The sequence below is a fragment of the Halomonas denitrificans genome (assembly GCF_003056305.1).
GTDB lineage: Bacteria > Pseudomonadota > Gammaproteobacteria > Pseudomonadales > Halomonadaceae > Halomonas > Halomonas denitrificans.
The window spans coordinates 834,650-861,239 of record NZ_PYVX01000001.1 but is presented as its reverse complement, the minus strand read 5'-3'; the positions used below and the strand labels follow the sequence as shown (position 1 = coordinate 861,239).

22 protein-coding genes and 1 pseudogene are annotated in these 26,590 nt (G+C 68.3%); 14 read left to right on the top strand and 9 right to left on the bottom strand.

Features of this window, described 5'->3' with window-relative positions; all coding sequences use genetic code 11:
- Nucleotides 1-83: 83 nt before the first annotated feature.
- Nucleotides 84-902 carry an IclR family transcriptional regulator gene (locus tag C9F13_RS03865; protein WP_108444884.1) on the bottom strand — a complete coding sequence of 273 codons (819 nt, stop codon included), beginning with the start codon at nt 900-902 and terminating at the stop codon, nt 84-86.
- A 221-nt stretch (nt 903-1,123) separates the two neighbouring features.
- Between C9F13_RS03865 and xsc (C9F13_RS03860) the strand changes: the two genes are divergently transcribed.
- The 3 genes from xsc (C9F13_RS03860) to C9F13_RS03850 all read left to right on the top strand — a co-directional run bounded on the left by xsc (C9F13_RS03860) (nt 1,124) and on the right by C9F13_RS03850 (nt 5,254).
- On the top strand, nt 1,124-2,944 hold the full coding sequence (gene xsc / locus C9F13_RS03860; protein WP_245888699.1) for a sulfoacetaldehyde acetyltransferase: 1,821 nt from the start codon (nt 1,124-1,126) through the stop codon (nt 2,942-2,944).
- A gap of 91 nt (nt 2,945-3,035) precedes the next feature.
- Entirely contained in the window at nt 3,036-4,052 is a 1,017-nt protein-coding gene (pta, locus tag C9F13_RS03855; protein ID WP_108444883.1) for a phosphate acetyltransferase, read from the top strand.
- A gap of 452 nt (nt 4,053-4,504) precedes the next feature.
- Nucleotides 4,505-5,254, top strand: coding sequence for a sulfite exporter TauE/SafE family protein (locus C9F13_RS03850; RefSeq protein ID WP_108444882.1), 750 nt, complete (start codon nt 4,505-4,507; stop codon nt 5,252-5,254).
- Nucleotides 5,255-5,288: 34 nt separating this feature from the next.
- On the opposite strand, the gene C9F13_RS03845 is transcribed toward C9F13_RS03850, so the two are convergent.
- Genes C9F13_RS03845 through C9F13_RS03825 form a run of 5 tightly spaced genes read right to left on the bottom strand, consistent with a single transcriptional unit; the run spans nt 5,289 to nt 9,143 of the window.
- Nucleotides 5,289-5,672 carry a Lin0512 family protein gene (locus C9F13_RS03845; RefSeq protein ID WP_108444881.1) on the bottom strand — a complete coding sequence of 128 codons (384 nt, stop codon included), beginning with the start codon at nt 5,670-5,672 and terminating at the stop codon, nt 5,289-5,291.
- Complete coding sequence (locus tag C9F13_RS03840) at nt 5,665-6,018, bottom strand: Lin0512 family protein (protein WP_108444880.1); 354 nt, start codon at nt 6,016-6,018, stop codon at nt 5,665-5,667. Before C9F13_RS03840 ends, C9F13_RS03845 begins: the two co-directional genes overlap by 8 nt.
- A gap of 15 nt (nt 6,019-6,033) precedes the next feature.
- Nucleotides 6,034-6,402 (bottom strand): cupin domain-containing protein, encoded by a 369-nt coding sequence (locus C9F13_RS03835; protein WP_108444879.1) that lies wholly within the window; start codon nt 6,400-6,402, stop codon nt 6,034-6,036.
- A 33-nt stretch (nt 6,403-6,435) separates the two neighbouring features.
- On the bottom strand, nt 6,436-8,166 hold the full coding sequence (locus C9F13_RS03830; protein WP_108445344.1) for a cobaltochelatase CobT-related protein: 1,731 nt from the start codon (nt 8,164-8,166) through the stop codon (nt 6,436-6,438).
- Entirely contained in the window at nt 8,163-9,143 is a 981-nt protein-coding gene (locus tag C9F13_RS03825; protein ID WP_108444878.1) for an AAA family ATPase, read from the bottom strand. Before C9F13_RS03825 ends, C9F13_RS03830 begins: the two co-directional genes overlap by 4 nt.
- Before the next feature lie 248 nt (nt 9,144-9,391).
- On the opposite strand from C9F13_RS03825, the gene xsc (C9F13_RS03820) reads away from it, so the two are divergent.
- The 3 genes from xsc (C9F13_RS03820) to C9F13_RS03810 all read left to right on the top strand — a co-directional run bounded on the left by xsc (C9F13_RS03820) (nt 9,392) and on the right by C9F13_RS03810 (nt 13,338).
- Nucleotides 9,392-11,212, top strand: coding sequence for a sulfoacetaldehyde acetyltransferase (gene xsc, locus C9F13_RS03820; RefSeq protein ID WP_245888698.1), 1,821 nt, complete (start codon nt 9,392-9,394; stop codon nt 11,210-11,212).
- A gap of 255 nt (nt 11,213-11,467) precedes the next feature.
- Nucleotides 11,468-11,851 carry a nuclear transport factor 2 family protein gene (locus C9F13_RS03815; protein WP_108444877.1) on the top strand — a complete coding sequence of 128 codons (384 nt, stop codon included), beginning with the start codon at nt 11,468-11,470 and terminating at the stop codon, nt 11,849-11,851.
- Nucleotides 11,852-11,895: 44 nt separating this feature from the next.
- Nucleotides 11,896-13,338 carry an NAD(P)/FAD-dependent oxidoreductase gene (locus tag C9F13_RS03810; protein ID WP_245888697.1) on the top strand — a complete coding sequence of 481 codons (1,443 nt, stop codon included), beginning with the start codon at nt 11,896-11,898 and terminating at the stop codon, nt 13,336-13,338.
- A 100-nt stretch (nt 13,339-13,438) separates the two neighbouring features.
- Here the strand turns inward: C9F13_RS03810 and pdxR are convergent, their stop codons facing one another.
- Nucleotides 13,439-14,914, bottom strand: coding sequence for a MocR-like pyridoxine biosynthesis transcription factor PdxR (gene pdxR / locus C9F13_RS03805; protein ID WP_108444875.1), 1,476 nt, complete (start codon nt 14,912-14,914; stop codon nt 13,439-13,441).
- A gap of 429 nt (nt 14,915-15,343) precedes the next feature.
- Here pdxR and C9F13_RS03800 point away from each other — a divergent pair, with 429 nt between their 5' ends.
- From C9F13_RS03800 to C9F13_RS03770, 7 genes and pseudogenes are all read left to right on the top strand, one after another.
- Nucleotides 15,344-16,330, top strand: coding sequence for a TRAP transporter substrate-binding protein (locus C9F13_RS03800; RefSeq protein WP_211310893.1), 987 nt, complete (start codon nt 15,344-15,346; stop codon nt 16,328-16,330).
- Between the two features lie 95 nt (nt 16,331-16,425).
- On the top strand, nt 16,426-16,989 hold the full coding sequence (locus tag C9F13_RS03795) for a TRAP transporter small permease (RefSeq protein WP_108444873.1): 564 nt from the start codon (nt 16,426-16,428) through the stop codon (nt 16,987-16,989).
- A gap of 2 nt (nt 16,990-16,991) precedes the next feature.
- Complete coding sequence (locus C9F13_RS03790; protein ID WP_108444872.1) at nt 16,992-18,332, top strand: TRAP transporter large permease; 1,341 nt, start codon at nt 16,992-16,994, stop codon at nt 18,330-18,332.
- Nucleotides 18,333-18,393: 61 nt separating this feature from the next.
- Nucleotides 18,394-18,882 carry a universal stress protein gene (locus C9F13_RS03785; RefSeq protein WP_108444871.1) on the top strand — a complete coding sequence of 163 codons (489 nt, stop codon included), beginning with the start codon at nt 18,394-18,396 and terminating at the stop codon, nt 18,880-18,882.
- A 466-nt stretch (nt 18,883-19,348) separates the two neighbouring features.
- Complete coding sequence (locus C9F13_RS03780) at nt 19,349-20,791, top strand: APC family permease (protein WP_108444870.1); 1,443 nt, start codon at nt 19,349-19,351, stop codon at nt 20,789-20,791.
- Nucleotides 20,792-20,856: 65 nt separating this feature from the next.
- Nucleotides 20,857-21,048 (top strand): annotated as a pseudogene (locus C9F13_RS03775) (GMC oxidoreductase); the annotation flags it as partial.
- Nucleotides 21,049-21,274: 226 nt separating this feature from the next.
- A complete protein-coding gene (locus C9F13_RS03770; RefSeq protein ID WP_108444869.1) occupies nt 21,275-22,345 on the top strand; it encodes a YeiH family protein in 1,071 nt (356 codons plus the stop codon).
- A 98-nt stretch (nt 22,346-22,443) separates the two neighbouring features.
- Here C9F13_RS03770 and pta (C9F13_RS03765) read toward each other — a convergent pair whose 3' ends face one another.
- Together pta (C9F13_RS03765) and C9F13_RS03760 are read right to left on the bottom strand one after the other, a co-directional pair.
- Entirely contained in the window at nt 22,444-24,633 is a 2,190-nt protein-coding gene (gene pta, locus C9F13_RS03765; protein ID WP_108444868.1) for a phosphate acetyltransferase, read from the bottom strand.
- Nucleotides 24,620-25,822 (bottom strand): acetate/propionate family kinase, encoded by a 1,203-nt coding sequence (locus tag C9F13_RS03760; RefSeq protein ID WP_108444867.1) that lies wholly within the window; start codon nt 25,820-25,822, stop codon nt 24,620-24,622. The genes pta (C9F13_RS03765) and C9F13_RS03760 overlap by 14 nt, the downstream gene beginning before the upstream one ends.
- A gap of 254 nt (nt 25,823-26,076) precedes the next feature.
- Here C9F13_RS03760 and C9F13_RS03755 point away from each other — a divergent pair, with 254 nt between their 5' ends.
- Nucleotides 26,077-26,583 (top strand): porin family protein, encoded by a 507-nt coding sequence (locus C9F13_RS03755; RefSeq protein ID WP_108444866.1) that lies wholly within the window; start codon nt 26,077-26,079, stop codon nt 26,581-26,583.
- The last annotated feature ends 7 nt before the right edge of the window (nt 26,584-26,590 follow it).

The window sequence follows — 26,590 nt, the reverse complement described above, 5'->3', positions numbered from 1 at the left end:
GTGGTGCGGGCCATTGCGTATGCCCCAGAGCATATTCGCAATCACGCCGGCAGGCCAGTCGCCCCCGTCCGGCGGGCGGCGGCTCAGCGCTCGCCGGCGGCGGCCTGGGCGGCGTCCGAAAGCGCCTCGCGATTGATGGCGGCGATCTGCTCGGCGGCGCGCTGCAGGGCCGGCAGGCACTCCAGTGCCTTCTCCCGGGTCATGCGCATGATCGGCGCCTGGATCGCCAGGCCGGTGTTGGAGAGGCCGTCGGGATTGGGCGCCAGCACCGCGATGCACAGCAGTCCCGGCAGGAACTCCTCGTCATCGAAGGCGTAGCCCTGGCCTTTCACGGTCTCGATCTCGGCCTCGAGGGCCTCGGGATCGGTGAGGGTGTTGCGCGTGAAGCCTTCCAGCGTCAGCTCGTTGAGCAGCCGCCGACGCTGGGCGGGCGCCATCTGGGCGAGGAAGAGCTTGCCGCTGGCCGAGCAGTGCACCGGCACCCGGGAGCCGGGGTGCAGGTAGAAGCGCAGCGGTGCCGAGGTCTCCACGCGATCGAGATAGAGCACCTCGCCGCCAGAGAGCGCGGTGATGTTGCAGCTCTCGCCGACCTCGTCGACCAGCTTGCGCAGCACCGCATGGCGGGCTCCGTGCACGGTGTCGTTGAGCAGCAGCGACTCGGCCAGCCGGCGCAGGCGACTGCCCTTGCTGTAGTGGCGGCCGTCGGCCTCGCGCTGCAGCATGCCCGAGGTCTCGAGCTGCTGGAGCATGCGGTGCAGGGTGGGCTTGGGCAGGCCGGTCTCGTCGACCATGCCCTGCAGCGTGAAGAACTGGTCCTTCCCCGCGATCACCTCCAGCAGGGCCAGGAGGCGCTGGGCCGGCGTATCGCCCTCGAGGCGGGTCATCTCGGATTTGGTCGTCATATCGGCTCTCCCTTTGGTCCCAAGGTAATTTGTTCCTGAAAAGAAATCAATTTGTACCGTTTTATGGAATTTTGTTGACGGGCCGCCGGCGGAGCGCTACGTTTTGATCAGGTTCCAGATATCGGAACCTTTGGTATCAAAAAACAAAGTCCCGGTATCAACACAACAACGAGATGGCGCCAACGCCAGATCCGACACCCAGCGCTCCCATGGAGGTTCCCATGAGCACCGACAACACCGCAGACACCCGCCAGGTCGTGACAGGCAAGCAGAAGATGACCCCCTCGGAGGCCTTCGTGGAGACCCTGGTCGCCAACGGGGTGACCGACATGTTCGGCATCATGGGCTCGGCCTTCATGGACGCCATGGACATCTTCGCCCCGGCCGGCATCCGCCTGATCCCGGTGGTCCACGAGCAGGGCGCGGCGCACATGGCCGACGGCTATGCCCGGGTCTCCGGCCGCCACGGCACGGTGATCGGCCAGAACGGCCCCGGCATCTCCAACTGCGTGACCGGCATCGCCGCGGCCTACTGGGCGCACAGCCCGGTGGTCATCGTCACCCCCGAGGCGGGCACCAACGGCATCGGCCTGGGCGGCTTCCAGGAGTGCAAGCAGCTGCCGATGTTCCAGGAGTTCACCAAGTACCAGGGCCACGTGACCCATCCGGCGCGCATGGCCGAGTACACCGGTCGCTGCTTCGACCGCGCCATGTCCGAGATGGGCCCGACTCAGCTCAATATCCCGCGCGACTACTTCTATGGCGAGATCGAGTGCGAGATCCCCGAGCCCGCGCGCCTCGACCGCGGCCCGGGCGGCACCAGGACCCTCAACGAGGCGGCGGAGCTGCTGGCCAACGCCAAGTTCCCGGTGATCGTCTCCGGCGGCGGCGTGGTGATGGCCGACGGCGTCGAGGCCTGCCAGGCGCTCGCCGAGCGGCTGGGCGCGCCGGTGGTCAACAGCTACCAGCACAACGACTCCTTCCCGGCCAGCCACCCGCTGTGGTGCGGCCCGCTGGGCTACCAGGGCTCCAAGGCCGGCATGAAGCTGATCAGTCAGGCCGACGTGGTGGTGGCGCTGGGCACCCGCCTGGGGCCGTTCGGCACCCTGCCGCAGCACGGCCTGGACTACTGGCCGAAGGACGCCAAGATCATCCAGATCGACGCCGACCACAAGATGCTCGGCCTGGTGAAGAAGATCGCCGTGGGCATCTGCGGCGATGCCAAGGAAGCCGCCGAGGCGATCACCGAGCGCCTGGCCGGCCGTGAGCTGGCGTGCGACGCCACCAAGGGTGAGCGGGCCGACCAGATTGCCAGCGAGAAGGCCGCCTGGGAGCGCGAGCTCGACGAGTGGACCCACGAGAAGGACCCGTTCAGCCTCGACGCCATCGACGAGGCCAAGGGCGAGACGCCGTTCTCCGGCGGCGAGTACCTGCACCCGCGCCAGGTGCTGCGCGAGCTCGAGAAGGCCATGCCCGAGGACGTGATGGTCTCCACCGACATCGGCAACATCAACGCCGTGGCGCACAGCTACCTGCGCTTCGACAAGCCGCGCAGCTTCTTCGCGCCGATGAGCTTCGGCAACTGCGGCTACGCGCTGCCGACCATCATGGGCGCCAAGGTGGCCGCGCCGGAGCGTCCGGCGATCGCCTACGCCGGCGACGGCGCCTGGGGCATGAGCCTGATGGAGACCATGACCGCGGTGCGTCACAACATCCCGGTGACCGCGGTGGTGTTCCACAACCGCCAGTGGGGCGCCGAGAAGAAGAACCAGGTCGAGTTCTACAACCGTCGCTTCGTGGCCGGCGAGCTCGACAACGAGAGCTTCGCCGAGATCGGCCGGGCGATGGGCGCCGAGGGCATCACCGTGGACCGCCTCGAGGACGTGGGGCCGGCGCTGAAGAAGGCGGTGGACCTGCAGATGAACGAGGGCAAGACCTGCATCATCGAGATCATGTGCACCCGGGAGCTGGGCGACCCCTTCCGCCGCGACGCGCTGAAGAAGCCGGTGCGCCTGCTCGAGAAGTACCAGGACTACGTCTGATCGAAGGTGCTGCAAGGGTTCCCCCGGCGCTGCCGGGGGCTTTTTTGTCTGACGACTGCCGCGCCGTGCGGCAGGCATGAGAGGCCATCGCATGAAAGCCTTGAATCAGATTCTCGAGCGCGCGCGCCGCGATCCCCGGCGCATCGTGCTCTGCGAGGGCGAGGACGAGCGCATCCTGCACGCCGCCGCCAAGGCGGCGGAGCAGGGCATCGCCCGGATCCTCCTGGTGGGACGCCGGGCGGGCATTGCCGAGGCCGCCGAGCGCCACGGGGTCGACCTGGCGGCGGTCGAGGTGATCGACCCGGCCGACTCGCCCCTGACCGACGAGCTGGAGCGGGCGCTGCTCGCGCTGCGCGAGAAGAAGGGCATGACCCCGGAGCAGGCTGCCACGGCGATACGCGACCCGCTCTGCTTCGCCAACATGCTGGTCCGTAAGGGGCACGCCGACGGCACCGTGGCGGGCGCGGTGAACACCACCGCCGACGTGGTGCGAAGCGCCATCCAGCTGCTGGGGCTGGCCCCGGGCAGCAAGCTTGTCTCGAGCTTCTTTCTGATGATGCTCTGCAAGCCCTTCCACAGTCTCAAGGGCGGCATGATCTTCTCCGACTGCGGCCTGGTCATCGACCCCGACGCTGGGGAGCTCGCCCAGATCGCCATGGCCGCCGCCGACAGCGCCCAGGCGCTGCTGAACGAGGATCCCCGGGTGGCCATGCTGTCGTTCTCGACCAGCGGCAGCGCCCGGCACGGCAACGTCGAGAAGGTCGTGCAGGCCGCCCGCGAGGTGAAGGCCGCCCGGCCGGCGCTCGCCATCGATGAGGACGTACAGCTCGACGCCGCCATCGTGGCCGAGATCGCCGAGCGCAAGCTGCCCGACTCGAAGGTCAAGGGCAACGCCAACGTGCTGATCTTTCCGGACCTCGAGGCCGGCAACATCGGCTACAAGCTGGCCGAACGGATCGGCGGCGCTGAGGCCATCGGCCCGCTGCTGCAGGGCCTGGCCAAGCCGGCCAACGACCTCTCCCGGGGCTGCAGCGTCGATGACGTCTTTCATGTGATCGCGGTGACCACGGTGCAGGCCCAGAGCCTGTCGGCCGCCGCCGAGGCGTGATGGCCATCGCCGGGCGGCTCCCCGGGTCCTGACGATGGAGCCCGCGGCGCAGCGGATCTTGGCGCTTGCGGCGGGCTCTTTAGCGTCCCCGAGCCGTCGGTCATCGATCACTGCTATTCCCCGCCGTGCTCCGCCGGGCTGATGCCTCGGCTGGCCATGCTGACCCTGGTCGGGCTGGGCGCGGCGATCCTGCTGAAGGGCGTCTTTTGCTGGCTCGGGGCTAGCATTCCCGGCGCGTCGCTGGCATCTTGTGCCGCTTTTTTTCAGGGCACAGACGCGACCCGTGACGTCTCCCGCCGCGAGGGAACGCCGTCAGGGCTGGCCGGGCCGTGGCCCGGCACACGGTGTCGTCGTCTTGCCGCTCGTCATCATGCGCAGGCATGCGCGTGGCCGCGTTCCATATCCCCGAGCGACTCGCGTCAGGAGGGGAGCCACACAGGATCGACCGCACCATGAGCCTCGAGGTACTCCTCTCCTTCATCGCTATTGCCGCCATTGCCGGCTACTTCCAGACGGTCACCGGCTTCGGGCTGGGGATGATCGTGATGGGCGCGACCAGCGGGCTGGACGTCGCGCCCGTGGCCTCTGTCGCCGCGGTGGTCAGCCTGATGATGCTGGCCAACAGCGCGGTGGCTCTGCCGGGCAAGCTGAAGCATCTCGACATGGCGGTGATCGGGGCCACCGTGCTCGGCATCGTGCCGGCTACCGTGATCGGGGTGCTGCTGCTCGACGTGATGAGCGGCAGCGCCGAGAGCGTGCTGCGCATCGCCCTGGGCCTGCTGGTCTGCTATGGCGGGCTCAGCCTGGTGCTGCGCCCCCGCCAGCGCGAGACCCTCTCCTCGCGGGGCAGCTTCTTCGCAAGCGGCGTGCTGTCGGGGCTCTGCGGCGGGCTCTTTGGTATCGCCGGGCCGCCGGTGATCTATCAGTGCTATCGCCAGCCGCTGCCGCCGGTGGCGATCCGCAACATGCTGATCCTGATGTTCGCCTGTACCTCGGGCATGCGCACCCTGTTCGTCGCCGCCCAGGGCGGGCTCAATCTCGAGATCTTCGTGCTCACCGCCTGGGCGATTCCCGTGGTGGCGCTGGTCACCTATATCGGGCGGCGCTGGCCGCCCCGGCTCTCGCCGCTGGCCATGCGCCGCATCGCCTTCGTCACGCTGATGGTGATCGGCGGCGGGCTGATCGCCTCCGAGCTGATGTAACCGGCCCGCTGGCTCGCGCCGGCGGGGCAGGGCGTCACCGGGGCGATTCGGCGCCGTCGCAGAGCCGCCAGGCGCCCTCCTCGAGGGGCAGCAGGGCGGCGATGGCCGCGGTGGCCACCACGTGGGTGGTCTCCTGCACGGGGTCGTGGACGTTGAGCCCGCCGTGCACCACGTTCACCTCGGCGCGGCCCCGGGGCAGCTCGGCCGCCACCACCGCGGCGTCGACCTTCTCGGGCTCCTGCACGCCGATGGTCACCTGGACCCGCATCTCGCGATGGTCGATGCCCAGCGACTTGAACAGCACGATGGAGGAGTGGTGCAGGGCGTCGTGCACGGCGCGGCAGGCCGCCTTGGTGTAGTCCTCGCCGTAGAGGTCGTTGCCGGTGCCCATTTCCAGGATGATGCGACGCTCAGTCATGATCGGGCTCCATGTCGAAGGAGACGACGATGGCGGCGTTGGCGATCACGCTGGTGCCGCTGCCGTCGGGTTTGTCCACGTCCAGCCCCCCCTTGACCAGGCGCACCGACGGCTGGCCGTAGGGGAAGATGCGAAGCAGGGCCGCCGGGTCGACGGCGGCGGGGTCCTGCACCCCGATCTCGACGTCGATCAGCATGGCCTCCTTGGGGAAGCCGAAGGCGTCGGCGACGTTGAGCGAGTTGTGCCACAGGGCATCGCGGATCGCCCGGGCGGCGGCCTCGGTGTAGTCGCGGCTGCGGATCGAGGTGCCCATGCCGAACTGGGTCACCATGCGGGTCTTGGCCATGCGCTCTCTCCGTCGTCAGTCGCTGTCGTGGTGGCGGATCACGAAGTGCTTGGTGGTCCTCTCGATCACCTCCCACTCGCCGCGGAAGCCGTCGGGAATCAGGAAGGCGTCGCCGGTGCGGTAGGTCTGGGCGCTGCCGTCCTCGGCGATCAGCCGCACATGGCCCTCGAGGATATAGCAGAACTCGTCGCGATCGGTGAAGGCGTGCCACCTGCCGGGGGTGCTGGTCCAGGTGCCGGCGATCAGCCGGCCGTCGGGGCTCTGGAAGTTGAGCGTGGCGTCGTGGTGCGGGTCGCCCTCGATCACGCGGTCCGGCAGGTCGGCCAGGCGCCGATGGGTTTGCGTCTCGGGATCGTGGCCGATGTCGATGACCTTGACGGGCATGGGGCTCTCCTCTGGAAAGTCGGGCGTCGAGGATCAGCGCCGGTGGCGGCCGCCGATCAGCTCGACGATCTCGTCGAACAGGTGGGTGTCCAGCGCCTGGGCCATGTCGGTGGCCAGGCAGCGGCGGTAGAAGGGGCTCAGGTCCAGGCCCACGCCGAGGCCCAGCACCTCCACCTGGCCCTCGCGGGTGCGCCGGGCGACGACTTCCTTGAGGTGGTTGTCCAGGTAGTAGGGGTCGTTGGCCAGGTTGGTGGCGCTGTCCGCCGGGCAGCCGTCGGAGATCACGATCAGGATGCGGCGGTGCTCGGGGCGGGCGAGCAGGCGCTCGCAGGCCCAGTCCACCGCCTCGCCGTCGATCCCCTCGCGAAACAGATCGGGCTTGAGCAGCGCGGCGATGTCGGTGCGCGCGCGCCGCCAGCTGCGCTCGGCGTCCTTGAACACCATGTGGCACACCTCGTTGAGGCGCCCCGGGCCGCGGGGCCGGCCGCCGCTCATCCACGCCTGGTAGGCGCGGCCGCCGTTCCAGGCGCCGGTGGTGAAGCCGAGCAGCTCGGTGCCCGCCCCGATCATCTCCAGGGCGCGGATCAGGCTCTCGGCCATCATCGTCACCGGCATGATGTGGTGCTTCATCGAGCCGGAGCAGTCGATCAGCAGGCTGACGGCGCAGTCGGTGCCGAGCTTCACCTGGTCGCGATAGAAGAGGCGGCGCTCGGTGGGCGAGCTGACCAGCTGGGCGAGGCGCCGCCCGTCGATGCGGCCCTCCTCCTCGCCGAAGGCGCGGCCGTCGACGCGCGGCTCCCAGAGCACGCTGCCCAGCCGACGGGCAAGGCGGGGCAGGTTGATGGGCAGCTCGGCGGTGGCCTGGTCGAGCTTCTCGCGGTTCTCGCGCAGCAGGGCGCGGCGCACCAGGCTGCCGGCGGCGACCTCGCGGTCGAAGCGGGTGGTGAAGACCCGATAGGCCTGGGCGGCGTCCTCGAAGGTCTTGCTGTGCCCGGTGGTGGCGGCGGCGACCCCATCCTCGTCGCCCTCGCCGTCCTCGAGCTCGAGCAGCAGGGCGAAGGCGTCGCTGGCCGCTTCCGCCGGCTCCTCGTCCTCGTCGTCGCCGGCCCGTTCCCGTTCGGTGCGCACCCGTTCGCCGACGATCCGGGCGATGGCCAGGGCGTGCTCGGCGTAGGCCGCCTGGTCGTGGCGCTGGCGGCGCAGGCCGTGGAGCGCCGTGCCGAGCGCGCGCACCAGGGAGGCGCGGGTGCCCTCGATATAGTCCTCGGTCTCCTCGAGCACCGGTTTGGCATTCAGCCGCGACCAGCACATCTGCGCCACGGTGTAGAGCAGCAGGCCGATGCTGCCCTCGGTGAGCCCGGAGCGGTAGAAGGCCCGCGACCAGCTCTCGAAGCGGTGCACCAGGTTGTCGGCCATGCCCGGCATGTCGTCGGGGACCCGCGTCTCCACGCGCAGCTGCTCGAGCAGCTCGAAGACCAGCCGCTCGACTGGGTCTTCGGGGCAGCGCGCGCGGTGCAGGGCCGCATCGGAGTGCAGCAGGCGCAGGGCCATGCCGTCGGCGGCGGCCCGGCAGTCGGCGAAGTCGTCCTGGGCGGGGTCGACGCGCAGGTGGGGTGCCAGGGTCGGCAGACGCGCCTCGCCCCGGTAGAGGCGCCGGCCGCGGTAGTGCAGGTCGGCCTGGCCGGTCAGGGCGCGCAGGCTGGCCGCGCACAGCTCCTCGATCCGCTGCTGGCGGCGCGCCTGCTGCTGGGCGCTTTGGGTCATGAGGCGGTCGCCTCCCGCATCCACGACTCGTCGAGCTCCTGGCCGAAGCAGCGCTGGTAGTACTCGGCGACCAGGGGGCGCTCGGCTTCGTCGCACTTGTTGAGGAAGGAGAGCCGGAAGGCCAGCGCCGGGTTGCGGAAGATCTCGCAGTTCTCGGCCCAGGTGATCACCGTGCGCGGCGACATCAGGGTGGAGAGGTCGCCGGCGGCGAAGCCCTGGCGCGTCAGGTTGGCCACCGCCACCATCGCGGCGATCAGCGCGCGGCCCTTCTCGGTGTCCTTGGTGGGCACCCGGCCGAGCACGATGGCCGCCTCCTCCTCGCGGGGCAGGTAGTCGAGCTTGGCGACGATGTTCCAGCGATCCATCTGGGCGTGGTTGAGCACCTGGGTGCCCTGGTAGAGCCCGCTGAGGTTGCCCAGTCCCACGGTGTTGGCGGTGGCGAACAGCCGGAAGTAGGGGTGGGGGTGGATGACCCGGTTCTGGTCGAGCAGGGTGAAGTGGCCGTCGCGCTCGAGGATGCGCTGGATGACGAACATCACGTCCGGGCGGCCAGCGTCGTACTCGTCGAAGATCAGCGCCACCGGCCGCTGCAGCGACCAGGGCACGATGCCCTCCTGGAACTCGGTGACCTGCACCCCATCGCGGATCACGATGGCGTCCTTGCCGACGAGGTCGAGGCGGCTGATGTGGCCGTCCAGGTTGACCCGCATGCAGGGCCAGTTGAGGCGTGCCGCCACCTGCTCGATATGGGTCGACTTGCCGGTGCCGTGCAGCCCCTGAACCATCACCCGGCGGTTGCGGGTGAAGCCGGCCAGGATCGCCAGGGTGACGTCGGGGTTGAAGCGATAGGCCTCGTCGATCTCGGGCACGTACTCGTCGCGCCAGCTGAAGGCGGGGACCTCGAGATCGCTGTCGATGCCGAAGAGCTCGCGCACCGACACCTGGATGTCGGGCTGGGCGTTCATGGGGTCTGTCATCACCGTCTCCTCGGCCCGGGGGACCGTTGACCTTGGGCGTCCCTGATCGAAACCGCTGGCAGGGGACGTCGCTGCCGGAGCGTGCGGTGAGCATAGATCAGTTTCGCAAAAAGAATCAAATCGTATCGTTTTATGGAATTTACCCTTGACGAGGGTGGGCCGGCTGCCTAGAGTCTGTCCGTATTCCGGAAGTCGGAATAAATCATCTCATATAAAACAACCCGGATGACGGGCTCGGAGGACACCCCATGAGCACCCAAGACACCACAGATACCCGCCAGGTCGTGACAGGCAAGCAGAAGATGACCCCCTCGGAGGCCTTCGTGGAGACCCTGGTCGCCAACGGGGTGACCGACATGTTCGGCATCATGGGCTCGGCCTTCATGGACGCCATGGACATCTTCGCCCCGGCCGGCATCCGCCTGATCCCGGTGGTCCACGAGCAGGGCGCGGCGCACATGGCCGACGGCTATGCCCGGGTCTCCGGCCGCCACGGCACGGTGATCGGCCAGAACGGCCCCGGCATCTCCAACTGCGTGACCGGCATCGCCGCGGCCTACTGGGCGCACAGCCCGGTGGTCATCGTCACCCCCGAGGCGGGCACCAACGGCATCGGCCTGGGCGGCTTCCAGGAGTGCAAGCAGCTGCCGATGTTCCAGGAGTTCACCAAGTACCAGGGCCACGTGACCCATCCGGCGCGCATGGCCGAGTACACCGGTCGCTGCTTCGACCGCGCCATGTCCGAGATGGGCCCGACTCAGCTCAATATCCCGCGCGACTACTTCTATGGCGAGATCGAGTGCGAGATCCCCGAGCCCGCGCGCCTCGACCGCGGCCCGGGCGGCACCAGGACCCTCAACGAGGCGGCGGAGCTGCTGGCCAACGCCAAGTTCCCGGTGATCGTCTCCGGCGGCGGCGTGGTGATGGCCGACGGCGTCGAGGCCTGCCAGGCGCTCGCCGAGCGGCTGGGCGCGCCGGTGGTCAACAGCTACCAGCACAACGACTCCTTCCCGGCCAGCCACCCGCTGTGGTGCGGCCCGCTGGGCTACCAGGGCTCCAAGGCCGGCATGAAGCTGATCAGTCAGGCCGACGTGGTGGTGGCGCTGGGCACCCGCCTGGGGCCGTTCGGCACCCTGCCGCAGCACGGCCTGGACTACTGGCCGAAGGACGCCAAGATCATCCAGATCGACGCCGACCACAAGATGCTCGGCCTGGTGAAGAAGATCGCCGTGGGCATCTGCGGCGATGCCAAGGAAGCCGCCGAGGCGATCACCGAGCGCCTGGCCGGCCGTGAGCTGGCGTGCGACGCCACCAAGGGTGAGCGGGCCGACCAGATTGCCAGCGAGAAGGCCGCCTGGGAGCGCGAGCTCGACGAGTGGACCCACGAGAAGGACCCGTTCAGCCTCGACGCCATCGACGAGGCCAAGGGCGAGACGCCGTTCTCCGGCGGCGAGTACCTGCACCCGCGCCAGGTGCTGCGCGAGCTCGAGAAGGCCATGCCCGAGGACGTGATGGTCTCCACCGACATCGGCAACATCAACGCCGTGGCGCACAGCTACCTGCGCTTCGACAAGCCGCGCAGCTTCTTCGCGCCGATGAGCTTCGGCAACTGCGGCTACGCGCTGCCGACCATCATGGGCGCCAAGGTGGCCGCGCCGGAGCGTCCGGCGATCGCCTACGCCGGCGACGGCGCCTGGGGCATGAGCCTGATGGAGACCATGACCGCGGTGCGTCACAACATCCCGGTGACCGCGGTGGTGTTCCACAACCGCCAGTGGGGCGCCGAGAAGAAGAACCAGGTCGAGTTCTACAACCGTCGCTTCGTGGCCGGCGAGCTCGACAACGAGAGCTTCGCCGAGATCGGCCGGGCGATGGGCGCCGAGGGCATCACCGTGGACCGCCTCGAGGACGTGGGGCCGGCGCTGAAGAAGGCGGTGGACCTGCAGATGAACGAGGGCAAGACCTGCATCATCGAGATCATGTGCACCCGGGAGCTGGGCGACCCCTTCCGCCGCGACGCGCTGAAGAAGCCGGTGCGCCTGCTCGAGAAGTATCAGGACTACGTCTGATCGGACGTACCACCGAACGTGCTGCAACGTATTCCCCCGGCCTCGCCGGGGGTTTTTTTGCCGCTCGAGCGGTGCTTGCGCCTCGCTGCTCATGGCGGGCGCTCTGGTCCAACCGCCGGGGCGTATCTGGCGCTAATGCCCCCTCGGCTTTGCCAGTAGGCTGGATTCGTTCGCGGCCGAGAGGCCGCCTCGATGCGTCAAAAGCATCTTTCACATAGCGCCAGACCCAACAACGACAACCCTCAGGAGCCCGACATGAGCCAACCGACTACCGAACTCCTCGAAGCCTTCAGCGATGCCCTGAACCGTCACGACATCGATGCCGTCATGAGCATGATGACCGACGACTGCGTCTTCCACGCCATCGCCGGCCCCGAGCTGCAGGGCAAGAGCTTCGTCGGCCAGGCCGAGGTGCGCCAGGGCCTCGAGAACGCCTGGAAGACCGCCCCCGATGCCAGCTGGACCGACGCCGAGCACCACGTGATCGGCGACAAGGGCTTCACCGAGTCCACCTATCAGGGCACCACCACCGACGGCGTGCGCTCCGAGGCGCGCATGATCGACGCCTTCACTTTCCGCGACGGCAAGATCGCCGTGAAGAACGCCTTCCGCAAGAACCGTCCCCCCGTCAACGCCTGATCGTCTCGGGTTCGAGCACGGCATCCACTGCGAGGAGTCCGATCATGGAGACAACAATGCCAAGAAGCGGGGTAGAGACCGAGGCCACCAAGACCTCGCCCTCCCAGCCATATGATCCGGCCTATGACCCCCTGAAGAGCGCCACCCCGGGGGCGGGTCGTGACTATGCGCCGACCTACTGGATCGGCACCGCCGGCGAGCCGCCGGCCGATGACGGGCCCATCACCCAGGACACGGATGCCGATGTGGTCATCATCGGCTCCGGCTTCACGGGACTCACCGCGGCGATCTTCCTGGCCCAGGAGTACGGCATCAAGGCCACCGTGCTCGAGGCCAATCGCACCAGCTGGGGCTGCTCGACCCGCAACGGCGGCCAGGCCCAGTGCGCCTCCGGGCGCCTCAAGCGCTCCCAGTGGATCCAGCGCTACGGCCTGGACACCGCCCTGAAGCTGCATCGCGAGTGCCTCGACGGCATGGCGACCTTCAAGGAGCTGATCAAGGACATCGACTGCGAACCTCAGCCGGGCGGTCACCTCTACGTGGCCCATCGCGACAAGGTGATGCCGACCCTCGAGAAGGAGGCGAAGCTGCTGCGCGAGACCTTCGACTACGACGCCCGGATCCTCGATGCCGACACGGTGAAGCGCGACTGGATCGGCGATCAGGAGGCGGCCGGCGCCATGCACGAGCCCGAGGGCATCGGCATCCATGCCGGCAAGCTGGCCTTCGGCTACCACCGCAAGGCCCGGGCGCTCGGGGTGAAGATCCATCCGGCGAGCCCGGTGCAGGGCTTCGAGACCCGCGGCGGCGTGCACTACTTGAAGACCCCGGGTGGGGTGGTAAAGGCGCGCGCGGTGGGCATCGCTACCGGCGGCTACACCTCCCAGAGCCTGCATCGCGAGCTCAAGAACCGCCTGCTGCCGATCCTCTCGAACTCCATCGTCACCCGTCGGCTGACCGACGACGAGATCGAGGCCTGCAGCCTGCGCACGCGCCAGGTGATCACCGATACCCGGATCCTGCGCCACTACTATCGCCTGCTGCCGGACAACCGGCTGCAGATCGGCAGCCGCAGCGCCATCACCGGCCGCGATGCGCCGCAGAAGAAGTACGAGTCGATGCTGATCGGCGACATGCATCGCAAGTTCCCGGCGCTTGAGGGCATCGACATCGACTACTCCTGGTGGGGCTGGGTGGACGTCAGCCACGACATGATGCCGCGCATCCACCAGCCCGATGCCAAGGAGACGGTCTACTACGCCCTGGGTTACGGCGGCAACGGCGTGATGTATTCGGCCCAGGCCGGGCGTCGCCTGGCGCAGTGGATCGCCGGGCACGGCCAGGAGCTGGACCTGCCGATCTTCACCTCCAAGCTGCCGTTCCCCAACCTGCGCGAGAAGGTCGAGTCCGAGGCCTTCGCCCCGTTCCGGCGCTTCGGCCAGCGCTTCCTCTACCGCTGGTACCACCTAAAGGATGAGGTGATCTGAGTCGCGTCCTGTCCATCGCGTGAAGCCGCCCTCGAGGCGGCTTTCTTGTGGGCGGCGGCCTCAGGAAGGCAATTTCATGACCGCGCGAGGAGGGCGCTCATCAGGAGGGGGGTGATACCGCCTGGGGAATCAGCGCCGCCAGCCGTTCGATGCCGGCCTCGATGCGCGCCTCGGGAATCGCCGAGAAGCCCAGCCGGAAGTACTCGAGGTGGGGGCCGTCGAAGAAGTGGATGTCGCCGCACTCGATCAGAATGCTCTGCTCGGCCGCCAGGCGGCGCAGCTCGTGGCAGTCGAGCCCCTCGGGCCCCTTCACCCAGAAGCACGAGCCCCCGTAGGTCGAGGGCACGAAGGCGTGGGGCATGTGCCGGGCCAGCGCCTCGTTCATGCGCTGCCAGCGGCTGTGGAACACCTGGTGGATCTGGCGCAGTAGGGCATCGTGATAGCCGCGATCCAGGAACAGCGCCACGGCGCGCTGGTTGTTGGTCGGCGGGTGGCGCAGCATCAACCGCCGCAGCGCCCGGGCCTCGCGGATCAGCGCCGGGGGGCCGACCATGTAGCCCAGCCGCAGGCCCGGCGCCAGGGTCTTGGAGAGGCTGCCCACGTAGATCACCCGGTTGTGGCGATCGAGGCTCTTCAGCGCCGGCGTGGGGTTTTCCAGGTAGTTGGTCTCGCTCTCGTAGTCGTCCTCGATGATCAGGAAGTTGTCGATCTCCGCCATGTCGAGCAGCGCTCGGCGCCGCTCCAGCGGCATGGTGACCGTGGTCGGCGCCTGGTGGCTCGGGGTCACGTAGACAAGCTGGCAGTCGGCGATGGCGGGGTCGAGGCGCATGCCCTGCTCATCGACGGGCAGCAGGTGGACATCGTCGGTGAAGGTACGGGCGATGTTGTAGACGTCCACGTAGCCGGGATTCTCCATCCCGAAGCGCCGGCCGGCCTTGAGCAGCAGCATGCAGGTGATCCAGAGCGCCTGCTGGGCACCGACCGTGACCAGGATCTCCTCGGGCTTGGCCCACACGCCGCGGCGCGGCAGCAGCCGCCTGTGGATCTGTTCGATCAGCAGCGGGTCGTCGTCGTTGAGGTGGTCCACCGACCAGCTGCGGATCGCCGGCACGCTCATCGAGTCGCGGCTGCACTCCCGCCAGTGCTGGGTCGGGAAGAGCTCGGGGTCGATCTGGCCGTAGAGGAATGGATAGTCGTAGCGATGCCAGTCGCTGGGCTTGTTGATGGTCTGCTGCCGGGAGGGGTGCATGGTCAAGAGCTCCTCCCAGGGCAGGCGCTCGGCGTCGATATCGTTCAGGCGCACCGGCTTCTCGGCCCGGCCCTCGAGGATCTCGGGATTGACGAAGTAGCCGCTGCGCTTGCGGGCGATCAGGTAGCCGTCATCGAGCAGCTGCTCGTAGGCCAGCATCACGGTGTTGCGGGCAACGTGCAGTTCCTTGGCCAGCTTGCGGCTCGAGGGCAGTGGCTCCTCCAGGGGCAGGTGGCCGTCGAGGATGGCGCGGGCGATCTGCTCGCGCAGCTGTTTCTGCAGGCTCTCCGGTAGGTCGGGGTCGAGATGGAAGAGAAGCTGGCTCATTAAAATTGTGTCTCGCCAAGGCGTTAGGAAAGGCTGCCGGAGATTATGCCATAGCGTTGAGGCATCGTGGCGGCGTTCCCGGGGCTGGGGGCACGGCGCGTCGGCGAGCGTGCTCTCGTCCGGCGGGCTGGACCAATCGATGCCGGAAGACTGGTTCTAGTGGCCCCCGGGGGGAGTGCGTAGAACGTGGTAGTCAGGATATGGCGAACAGCCCGTATCCCGATGACCGGCGATGGGCGAGATCGCGGAGTCGAGGCAGGCGCGGTGAGAATCACAACAAATCACCTCGAATCGCCGCCTCGATCCGCCCTCGATGGACACCCCGGCTCGCCGTCATCCAGGAACGCCTCGCCCCGCGCTGGCATCCTGCCTTTCCGACAATAACAAGCTGTGGAGATCACAATGCGTATCCAGAAACTACTCCTCCCCATGGCCGTATCCGCCGCGACCCTGGCACTGAGCGGTCAGGCCATGGCCGAGACCTGGAAGATGGCCCTGGGCGACGCCGCCGGCGGCACCCAGTACGAACTGGGCACGACCTTTGCCGATCTCGTCGAGGAGAAGACCGGGGGCGAGGTCACCATCGACCTGTTCCCCAACGGCCAGCTCGGCAGTGAGCAGGACACCGTCAACAACGCCAGCATGGGCCTGCTCGACCTCTCCGTACTGGCCATCAACAACATCACGCCGTTCTCGCCCACCGTGGGCGTGATGACCCTGCCCTACGTGATCCAGGGGCCCGAGGATGCCAGGACGCTGACCCAGGGTGAGATCGGCGAGGAGCTCACCCAGAACACCATCCGCGACGCCGGCGTGCGCATCCTGGGCTGGGCCTACTCCGGTTGCCGTCGCCTGACCAACTCCGCGCGTCCCGTGGCCTCGCCCGAGGATCTCGACGGCCTGGTGATCCGGGTACCCAAGAACGAGATCATGATCGCCGCCTACCAGTCCTGGGGCGTCAACCCCAACCCGCTGGCGTGGTCCGAGACCTTCACCGCCCTGCAGCAGGGCGTGGTCGACGGTCAGGACAACCCCTACATCACCATCGACGCGATGAAGTTCTATGAGGTCCAGGGCCACGTCACCGAGAGCTGCTACGTCTTCTCGATGGAGCCGCTGATCATCAGCGAAGGCAAGTTCCAGAGCCTCAGTCCCGAGATGCAGGAGCTGGTGCTGGAAGCCGGTCAGGAAGCCACCGACCACAGCTACGACTACCTGCTCGACACCGAGGCCTCCATCAAGGAGCGTCTGGTGGACGAGCACGGCATGCAGATCACCCAGCCTGCCAACGACGAGCAGCAGTGGATCGAGATGGCCACCGGCATCTGGCCCGACTTCTACGACAGCATCGGCGGCAAGGAGAAGCTCGACGAGGTGCTCGCCGCTCTGGGTCGCGCTCCCGCCCCGCAGCCGTAACCACGACCACCGCGGCATGCAGTGTCCCCCCCGCACCGGCCCAGGTCGGTGCGGGGAACTGCCCATCGGGAGCCTGATCGCAAGGGGCCAGTCTCATGAAATCGCTACTCTTCAAGATCATCGACAACCTGGAGAGCGTCCTCTGTCAGCTGCTCCTGGTGTCCTTCGTCTTACTGCTTTTTGCCCAGATCGTGCTCAGGAACCTCTTCAGCTACTCGCTGCCCTGGGGCGATGAGCTGGCGACCTACGCCTTCGTCTGGTTCGCCTACCTGGGGGCGGTCTATGCCACCAAGATGTCAGCGCACAACCGCGTCACCTTCCAGTTCAAGTTCTTTCCGCGCTGGGTCGAGACGTTCTGCTGCGTGCTCACCGACCTGATCTGGATCGGCTTCAATGCCGTCTTCATCTACCTGAGCTACGACTTCGTCTTCAACAAGATGAACCTCTTCTGGAAGTCCCAGACCCTGGGGATTCCGATGAAGTACTTCTACCTGATCCTCCCCATCGCCTTCGTCGCCATGACGCTGCGAATCCTTCAGAACAACTACCTGAAGTTCGTCAAGAAGGTGGACATCGTGGACCCCGAGTCCCAGGAGGTCGAGAAACTCAAGTACAACGATGACGCGGCGGGTGACGGCCCGACGCCGCGGGAGCACTGAGTATGGATGCCACGATTATCTACGTACTGTTCGGCACCTTCTTCCTGCTGCTGATCCTCGGGGCACCCATCACGGTGTCGCTGGGGGTGGCGGCCCTGACGACCTTCATCAGCCTGGGCGAGAATCCCATGGCGTTCGTGCAGATCGCCTTCACCTCGGTGGGTTCCTTCCCGCTGATGGCGCTGCCGGCCTTCATCCTGGCCGGGGCGCTGATGGAGGCCGCCGGCATCTCCAAGCGCCTGGTCGATATCGCCGAGGCCTTCGCCGGGCCCGTGACCGGCGGGCTCGCCGCGGCCACGGTGTTCGCCTGCATGTTCTTCGGCGCGATCTCCGGCTCCGGGCCTGCGACCACGGCGGCGGTGGGCATGCTGATGATCCCGGCCATGGCCAACCGTGGCTACGACCGCGGCTACGGCTCGGCCGTCACCGCCTCCTCGGGCGGGCTCGGGGTGGTGATTCCGCCCTCGATCCCGATGGTCATCTTCGGCATCTCCGGCATGGGCCTGCAGCCGCCGCCCGAGGCGGTCGCCGAGCACGGCGCTTTCCAGACGCTGTCGATTCCCAAGCTGTTCATCGCCGGCATCATGCCGGGGGTGGTGATCGCCGGCTGCCTGCTGACCATCAACTACTTCATCTCGAAGAAGCGCGGCTATCGCGGCCTCACCGACCACTGGTCCTGGCCGCAGATCCGCGGCACGCTGCGCAAGGGCGTGTGGTCGATGCTGGCGCCGATCATCATCCTCGGCGGCATCTACAGCGGGCTCTTCACGCCCACCGAGTCGGCCATCGTGGCGATCTTCTACACCCTGATCGTGGGGATCTTCCTGCACCGCGAGCTGGCCTGGAAGCCGGCCCTTCGCACGCTGCAGACCACCACCTGGATCACCGGCCGGGTGCTGCTGATCCTGTTCACCGCCACGGTATTCGGCCGGCTGCTCGTCGAGCAGCGGGTGCCGGCCATCATCGCCGAGGCGATGCTGGGATTCACCGACAGCATCTACCTGATCTGGGCGATGGTCATCTTCTTCCTGCTGTTCGTGGGGATGTTCATGGAGACCCTGGCGGCGATCATGATCCTCACCCCGGTGCTGCTGCCGATCATGTACATGCTGGGCATGGACCCGGTGCACGTGGGCATCGTGGTGGTCTGCGCCCTGGCCATCGGCTTCCAGACGCCGCCCCTCGGGGAGAACCTCTTCGTGGCCTCGGGGATCGGCGGCGCCTCGATCGAGGAGATCTCGCTGAAGGCGCTGCCCTTCGCCGCCGGCTCCATCGTGGCGCTGTTCATCATCGCCTACTTCCCGCAGATCTCGCTCTGGTTGCCCGGCGTGATGGGCTACTAGACGCTATCGGTCGCTGACATCGGCGCGGCGTCCCGGATGCCGCGCCGCAGGAGGAACCAACATGACGCATGGCATTCGACGCATCCTCTGCTGCGTGGGCCTTCGGGGCGACTGCGACCCGGTGCTGGCCCAGGCGGTGGATCTCGCCCAGGCCACCGGCGCCGAGCTGCACGTGCTGCACGCGGTCAAGTCGCTCTCCGACGACGTGCTCAACACCCTCAAGATCAACATCCAGGATCGCCAGACCCTCGAGACCCTGATGACGCAGCGCCTCGACCAGGCACGCGAGGAGCTCGAACGGCGCCTCGCGGCCTTCTGGGCCCGCCATCCCGAGCGTCGCGCGGCCTTCGGCGAGCGCGAGGTGACGCGCAGCGTGCTCGAGGGCTACCCCGCCTCGGTGATCAGTCACTACGCCACGCGCACCGGCAGCGACATGATCGTCATGGCGGCCAACAAGCGCAGCTTCGCGGCCGCCTATGCCGGCAAGGTCACCAAGGGGGTGATCAAGCGCGCCAAGGTGCCTGTCGTCGTCGTGCCACCGGGGACCTGACGCGGGTCTGCTGCCGACGTCACGCCGCAAGCTCATCGCGGTTGCTCGTCTGCCACGGCAGCATGCTGCATCAGGGAAGGCGCCGATCCTGAACGGGAGCGGCGCCTTTCTTTTCGGCGGTATATCATGCCGGCGGTGAGGTGATTCTTGTTGGAAAAGACTTCCATGCGTCAATCAATCCATGGTCCATGTGGCCCAGCGTCAGAGGGAAACTGGTCCTATTCAGGCCTCAGCCGTCCCTCTAATGTTGCGTGTTGGAATTCTTATGGAAGGAGAGTCGCCAGCAGGAGTACCTTGAGGCGGGTTTTTTTCTGCATGCCTCTACTTCGCCGACTCGCTGTGCCATCCGCGCAGCATGATCGGGCGAGACAAGAATAAACGTAATCGAGAGACTTCCACGAGATGCCGGACAAGAGAGCAGATCACTGCCGACAACATCGCATCTCAGGGACGACGGAGAGACGGAATGGAAGCATCCAATACACTCAAGAAATGCCTCAAGCCACACTGGGTATGGGCAATCGCCTTCGGCTCCGCCATCGGCTGGGGGAGCTTCGTCTTGCCGGCGGACTGGATCGCCACGGCGGGCCCGATGGGCGCCATCATCGGCCTGGTCATCGGGGCGCTGCTGATGATCGTGATCGGCGTCAGCTACGGATTTCTGATCAAGATATTTCCGGTGGCAGGGGGAGGGTTCTCCTACGCCTACCTGGGGTTCGGGCGCCGGCATGCCTTCTTCTGCGGCTGGTTCTTGACCCTGGGCTACATCTCCATCGTGGCATTGAATGCCTCGGCGCTGGCGCTATTGGCGAAGTTCCTGGTGCCGGAGATCGCGACCTTCGGTGAGATGTATACCATCGCCGGCTGGAAGGTGTACTTCGGTGAGGTGGCCATCGCCAGCCTGGCACTGATGCTCTTCGCCTGGATCAATATCCGCGGAGGCAGCCTCTCCGGCAAGAGCCAGTTCGTCTTCTGCATGCTGCTGGTTACCGGCGCACTGCTGGTGGCGACCGGGATGCTGGTGTCGCCGTCCACCTCCTTCGACAATGTGGTTCCCCTCTTCCAGCCTGACAAGGCGACCTGGTCGGCGATCTTCGCCATCGTGGCCATCGCCCCCTGGGCCTATGTAGGCTTCGACAGCGTGCCCCAGGCGGCGGAGGAGTTCGACTTCTCACCGGCCAAGGCCTTCACCTTGATCGTCCTGGCCCTGGTCATGGCGGCCGTGCACTACTCGATCCTGATCGTCGCCACCTCGATGGCCATGCCCTGGACCGAACTCGTGGCCGGTTCGCCGGTGTGGGGCACCGGCGAGGTGGTCCAGGGGGTGCTCGGCAACCTCGGGCTGGCGGTGCTGGCGGTGGCATTGCTGATGGGCATCGCGACCGGCCTCAACGGCTTCTACATCTCCACCAGCCGGCTGCTGTTCGCCCAGGGACGTGCGACCTTCCTGCCCGAGGTGTTCGCCCGCCTGCATCCCGTTTACGGCACGCCGTCCGCGGGCATCCTCTTCACCTGCGGCGTCTGCCTGCTGGCGCCCTGGTTCGGCCGTGAGGTGCTGCTGTGGATCGTCGACATGGCCGCCACCGGCGTGGCCATCGCCTACTTCTATTGCTGTGCCGTGGCCTACAAGTGCTTCAAGTGGTCCCCGGCGGGGGCGGGCGAGCATTACGAGGGCTGTGTCTCGCCATTCAAGAAGGTGCTGTCGCTGCTGGGGGCGATGAGCAGCCTGCTGTTCCTCTCCCTGCTGCTGATTCCCGGCTCGCCGGGGGCGCTTGGCCTGCCGTCCTGGATCGCCCTGATCGGGTGGGGAGCCCTGGGCATCGTGCTCTATGCCGCCCGCCGCTTCCATATCCATGGCATGCCCAAGCACCAGCTCGACCGCTTGATCCTGGCCGTCGGCGAGGGGTAGGGCAGCACGCATGCCCATCGCTGCTGGGGGCCGTGGCGGCGGCCCGGATACTGCGCCTGGGCCATGACCCCAGGGCGGTGGTGGACGATGAGCTGCGCGTGCACGGCCTGGAGGGCCTGCGCGTGGTGGACGCCTCGATCATGCCGGTGAGCGTCTCCGGCAATCCCAATGCCCCGACCATCATGATCGCCGAGAAGGCGGCCGAAATGATCAGGGCGGCCCGCGCCGCGCCGGCGCGCACCTCGACGGTGGCCTGAGCGTTGGCCTCAAGGGCGGCCGGCAACTGGTCCTAACCCCGCTTGCCCCATCCCGTCACCATGATGCCCAGGCCGGCCGGCGAGGGCATGCCGCGGCCGGCACCGGCGTTCCGCGAGGACGCCGTCGGCACCCCTGCCGAGCGCCAGTGAGACCCCATTCCAACAACGAAGGGCCGAGGCCGTCGCGGGACGCGACGCTCGTGCCATAGCTTATCGAGGTGGCGATATGACTCGTCGAGACGCCGACGCGGCAACCGATCCGTCGACCTTCCAGGCTGACAAGCGGGTCCTGCCGCGTCGCCTGGAACCCCTCCAGCGCGTGCTTCCCGGGCTGATGATCTGCGTCACCATTGCCCTGGCGACGACCTTCATCGCCGACCATTATGGCGGCCCGACACTGCTCTATGCGCTGCTGTTCGGCATGACCCTGCACTTCCTCTCCGAGGAGGGGAAGTGCCTGGCCGGCGTCGAGTTCGCCGCCAAGAAGGTGCTGCGGCTCGGCGTGGCGCTGCTCGGCGTGCGCATCACCATCGAGCAGGTCGCCGAGCTCGGCATCGGGCCGGTGCTGACCGTGGTCTGCGGGGTGATGCTGACCATCGCCCTGGGTGCGCTGCTGGCGCGCCTGCTGGGGCTGGACAAGGACATGGGCCTGCTGACCGGCGGCTCGGTGGCGATCTGCGGCGCCTCGGCGGCGCTGGCGCTGTCGGCGGTGATGCCGCGCCACGAGACCCACGAGCGCAACACCATCATGACGGTGGTGGGGGTGACCACGCTCTCCACCATGGCGATGGTGATCTACCCGCTGATCGTCGGCCTGCTGGGCCTCGGCGACACCGAGGCGGGCATCTTCCTCGGCGGCACCATCCACGACGTGGCCCAGGTGGTCGGCGCCGGCTACATGATCTCCGAGGGCACCGGCGACGTCTCCACCTTCGTCAAGCTGCTGCGGGTGGCGATGCTGGTGCCGGCGGTGATGGTCTTCATGTTCCTGTTCCGCCGCGAGCGGCGCCAGGAGGAGGGCGCCAGCAAGGTGCCGATGCTGCCGACCTTCCTGGTCGCCTTCGTGGCGCTGGTGATCATCAACAGCCTCGGCTGGATTCCGCCGGTGGTCACCGAGGGCTTCACCGACCTGTCGCGCTGGTGCCTGGTCACGGCCATCGCCGCGCTCGGCATCAAGACCTCCTTCCAGAAGCTCGCCGTGGTCGGCTGGAAGCCGGTGGTGCTGATGGTGGCGGAGACCGTCTTCCTGCTGCTGCTGGTGCTGGCCTTCATCTACTTCGGCGTGGCGAGCATCTGACCGCACCCCAGGCGTAAGGCGTTATCCGCGGGCGCCCCCTCGAGCGATCGAGTGGGGCGCCCGCGCCGTGAGGGGGCCGGATCCCCGCGGGCGCGTCCTCAGCCCCCCTCGGCGGCCTGGATGGCGGTCAGGGCGATGGTGTAGACGATGTCGTCGACCAGCGCCCCGCGGGAGAGGTCGTTCACCGGCTTGTTGAGCCCCTGCAGCATCGGGCCGACGCTGACCACCCCGGCGCTGCGCTGCACCGCCTTGTAGGTGGTGTTGCCGGTGTTGAGGTCGGGGAAGACGAAGACGGTGGCGCGCCCGGCGACCGGCGAGTCTGGCGCCTTCTGGCGGCCCACGCTCTCGATGGCCGCGGCGTCGTACTGCAGCGGCCCGTCGATGCAGAGCGTGGGCTCGCGCTCCCGGGCGAGACGCGTGGCCTCGCGCACCTTCTCGACGTCCGCGCCGTGGCCAGAGGCCCCGGTGGAGTAGCTGATCATCGCCACCCGGGGCTCGATGCCGAAGGCCGCGGCGGAGCGGGCGCTCTGGATGGCGATCTCGGCCAGCGTCTCGGCATCCGGGTCGGGGATCACCGCGCAGTCGCCGTAGACCACCACCTGCTCGGGCAGCAGCATGAAGAAGATCGACGACACCTGGCGATAGCCGGGGGCGGTCTTGATCAGCTGAAAGGCCGGGCGCACGGTGTTGGCGGTGGTGTGGACCGCCCCGGAGACCAGGCCGTCCACCGCGCCCTCGGCGAGCATCATGGTGCCGAGCACCACGCTGTCCTGGAGCTGGTCCGCGGCGGTCAGGGCGTTGAGCTTGCCGGGCCGGCGCTTGACCATCGGCTTGACGTAGGAGAGGCGAAGCTCGGCCGGGTCGAGGATCTCGAGCTCCTCGGGGAGCTCCAGGCCGCGGCTCCGGGCCACCGCCTCGACCTCCTCGCGCCGGGCCAGCAGCACGCAGCGGGCGATGCCGCGCTGCTGGCAGATCACCGCGGCCTCGACGGTGCGCGGCTCGCTGCCCTCGGGCAGCACGATGCGCTTGCTCGCCTGCTGGGCCAGCCGCACCAGCCGGTGGCGGAAGGCGGCGGGGGAGAGCCGGCTCGGGTAGCCGAGGCTGAGGTGCGCCTTGAGCCAGCCAAGGTCGAGGTGCTCGGCGACGAAGCGGGTCACCTGCTCGGCCCGCTCGGGGTCGTCGATGGGGATGTCGTTGGCCATGCGGTCGAGCTGCTGGGCCGTCGTGTAGCTGTCGGTGTCCACGGCCAGCACCGGCAGGCCGCTCGCCAGCGCCGGGCGACAGAAGTCGATCATCGCCTCCTCGGGCAGTTCGCCGTGGGTCAGCAGCAGGCCCGCCAGCGGCACCCCGTTCATGGCCGCAAGCGAGGCGGCGAGCAGGATGTCGTCACGATCGCCGGGGGTGACCAGCAGCCGCCCGGCGCGGAAGACGTGCAGGGCGTGGGAGGCGCTGCGCGCGCACAGGCTGGTGCCGAGCACCCGGCGGCGGTCGGCCTCGCCCTGGTGCAGGATGCGCGCCTCAAGGGCCCGGGCGACGTCCAGCACCCGGGGGGCGGAGAGGGTGGCGTGCCAGGGCACCGCGCCGATCAGGTGGAAGCGGTCGTCGTCCAGCGCCGGCAGGTGGCGGCGCAGGCTCGCGAGCTGCGGGTCGTCGAGCCCGGTCGTGGGGGCGGGCGCCGCCAGCGGCGCGGGGGCCTCATCGGCGGGCTGCGGGCGCAGGCGCATCAGGATGCAACCGAGGGTGCGCGGCGAGTCGACGCCCTCGAAGGGCTGGGCGTGCAGGTCCAGGCGCTCCGCCAGGTCGCGCGGGTCGCTCAGGTCGCCGTCGGCCACCAGGATGACCCGCGCGTTCAGCGCGTGGGCCAGCGCCTCGTTGAGCCGGCTCGCGTAGCTGCTGTGCGGGCTGGGCGCGAGCCCCTCGATCACCACCAGCTCCGGGGCGTCGCCCGCCTCCGGCAGGGCGACCCGGGCGTGGCGCTCCACGGCCTCCTCCATCAGCTCGTCGGCGCGCTCCTCGCGCAGCAGGCGCTCGAGGCGCGCCTGGGGCAGCGGGGCGGGCGGGTCGAGGCCCAGGGTGCTGGCGGCCAGCGCACAGGAGCGATCGGGCCCCTGGCCGTTGATCTCGTCCTGGCGGAACGGCTTCATGAAACCGGCCTTGAGCCCGAGGGTGTCCAGGGCGCGGATCAGGCCCAGGCAGGCCGAGGTCAGGCCGACGCCGCTGTCGGTGGGCACCAGCAGCAGGTTGCGGGGATCGGGGCGGCGATCACTCGGGTGGTCATTTCGTGGCATGGGCGGCCTCTTCCTTGAGCAGCTGGCGGGTTTCCTCGGCGATGCGCCCCTCCTCGTCGGTGGGGATGACCCACAGCTCGGGGGCGTGGGCCTCCTTGCCGGGATCGATTCGGCCCTCGCGGCCGCCCACGGCCTCGGCGTTGGCCGCGGCGTCCACGCGCAGGCCGAAGTGGCGCAGCTGCTCGACCACCCGGGCGCGCACCTCGCCGTCGTTCTCGCCGATGCCGCCGGTGAAGACGATGCCGTCCAGGCGCGGCAGGGCGCAGGTGAGCCCCGCCAGCGACTTGGCCAGGCGGTAGCAGAAGACCTCGATGGCCAGCTCCGCGCCCGCGTGGTGCTGGGCGGCGGCCTGGTGCAGGCGGCGCATGTCGTTGGAGAGCCCCGAGAGGCCGAGCAGGCCGCTCTCCTTGTTGAGCAGGGTGTCGATGCGCTCCAGCGACCAGCCCAGGTGGCGCGCCAGGTGGGCGTGCAGGCCGGGGTCCACGTCGCCGCTGCGGGTGCCCATCACCAGGCCCTCCAGCGGGGTCAGGCCCATGCTGGTGTCGACGCTCTGCCCCTGCCACACCGCGCAGGTGGAGCAGCCGTTGCCCAGGTGGGCGACCAGCCAGCCGCCGTCGCCGCGCTCGCTCAAGGACGCGACCCGCGCGCTCACGTAGGCGTGGCTGCTGCCGTGGAAGCCGTAGCGGCGGATGCCATGACGGCGGTAGAGGGTGTCCGGCAGCGCGTAGCGAAAGGCGCGAGGGGGCAGACTCTGGTGGAAGGCGGTATCGAAGACCGCCACCTGGGGCAGGTCGGGGAACAGCGCCTCGGTGGCCGCCAGGCCCGCCAGGTTGGCCGGGTTGTGCAGCGGCGCCATGGCCACGGTGGCCTCGATGGCGCGCTTCACGGCGGCGTCGATGCGGGTGGCGCGGGTGAAGCGCTCGCCGCCGTGGACGACGCGATGGCCCACCGCCCCGGGGTGCTGGCCCTCCAGGCCCTCGAGGATCGCCGCCATGGCGTCGGTGTGGCCGGCCCCGTGCAGCGGCCGCGAGAAGGCGCGTCCGTCGCTGTCCACGCCCTTGAGGCGCGCGTCCTCGCCGCCCAGGCGCTCGGCCAGGCCGGAGAGGCGCGGCACCCCGGGCGAGGCGGGCACCAGCGCATACTTGATCGACGAGGAGCCGCAGTTGATGACCAGTACCGGGTCGTTCATGGCACATCCTTTCATTGCGTGGGGCGCCGGGCGTGCGAGCGCCGGTCAGCGGGCGGGCACGGCGCCTGATCCTCGCGAAATTAACACGTGGCGAGGCGAGAAACAGTGACGTGGGTCGCACGGTGACGCGGACGCTTCTCGTTCGTTGCGCGACGCCGCTGTCCGTCGCCTCGAGGTGAGCATTGCACCTTGGTCGAAGCTGTACCAGAATGACGAGGTGAATGAAAACAGTGTTTTCTAACTGGAGTGCCGCCATGAAGACCCTCACGATCTCTGCCGTCTCCGCCGCCCTGCTGCTGGCCGGCACCAGCGCCCTGGCCCAGGGCAGCCCGATGAACTACGACCCGAGCCCCTACCTCGGCGCCGACGCCCTGTTCTGGGAGCTCGATCCGGACCGCGGCCCCCACAAGGCCGACAGCACCGGCCTGCGCCTGCGCGGCGGCGTGGCCTTCAACGACTACTTCGCCCTGGAGGGCCACCTCGGCGGTGGCGGCTCCGACGGCAGCGTCGAGCTCGACTACCTGGCCGGCGCCTACGCCAAGGGCATCCTGCCGATCACCCCGGACTTCCGCCTCTACGGCCTGGCCGGCTTTACCGAGGTGGACTTCGACCTCGACGAGGAGACGGGCTTCTCCTGGGGCGGCGGCGCCGAGTTCGACGTGGCCCCGAACCTCGCCCTGGGGGCCGACTACGTCCGCTACCTCGACGAGTCGAACTACACCTTCGACGCCGCGAGCGTGGGGATGACCTTCCGCTTCTGACAAGCGC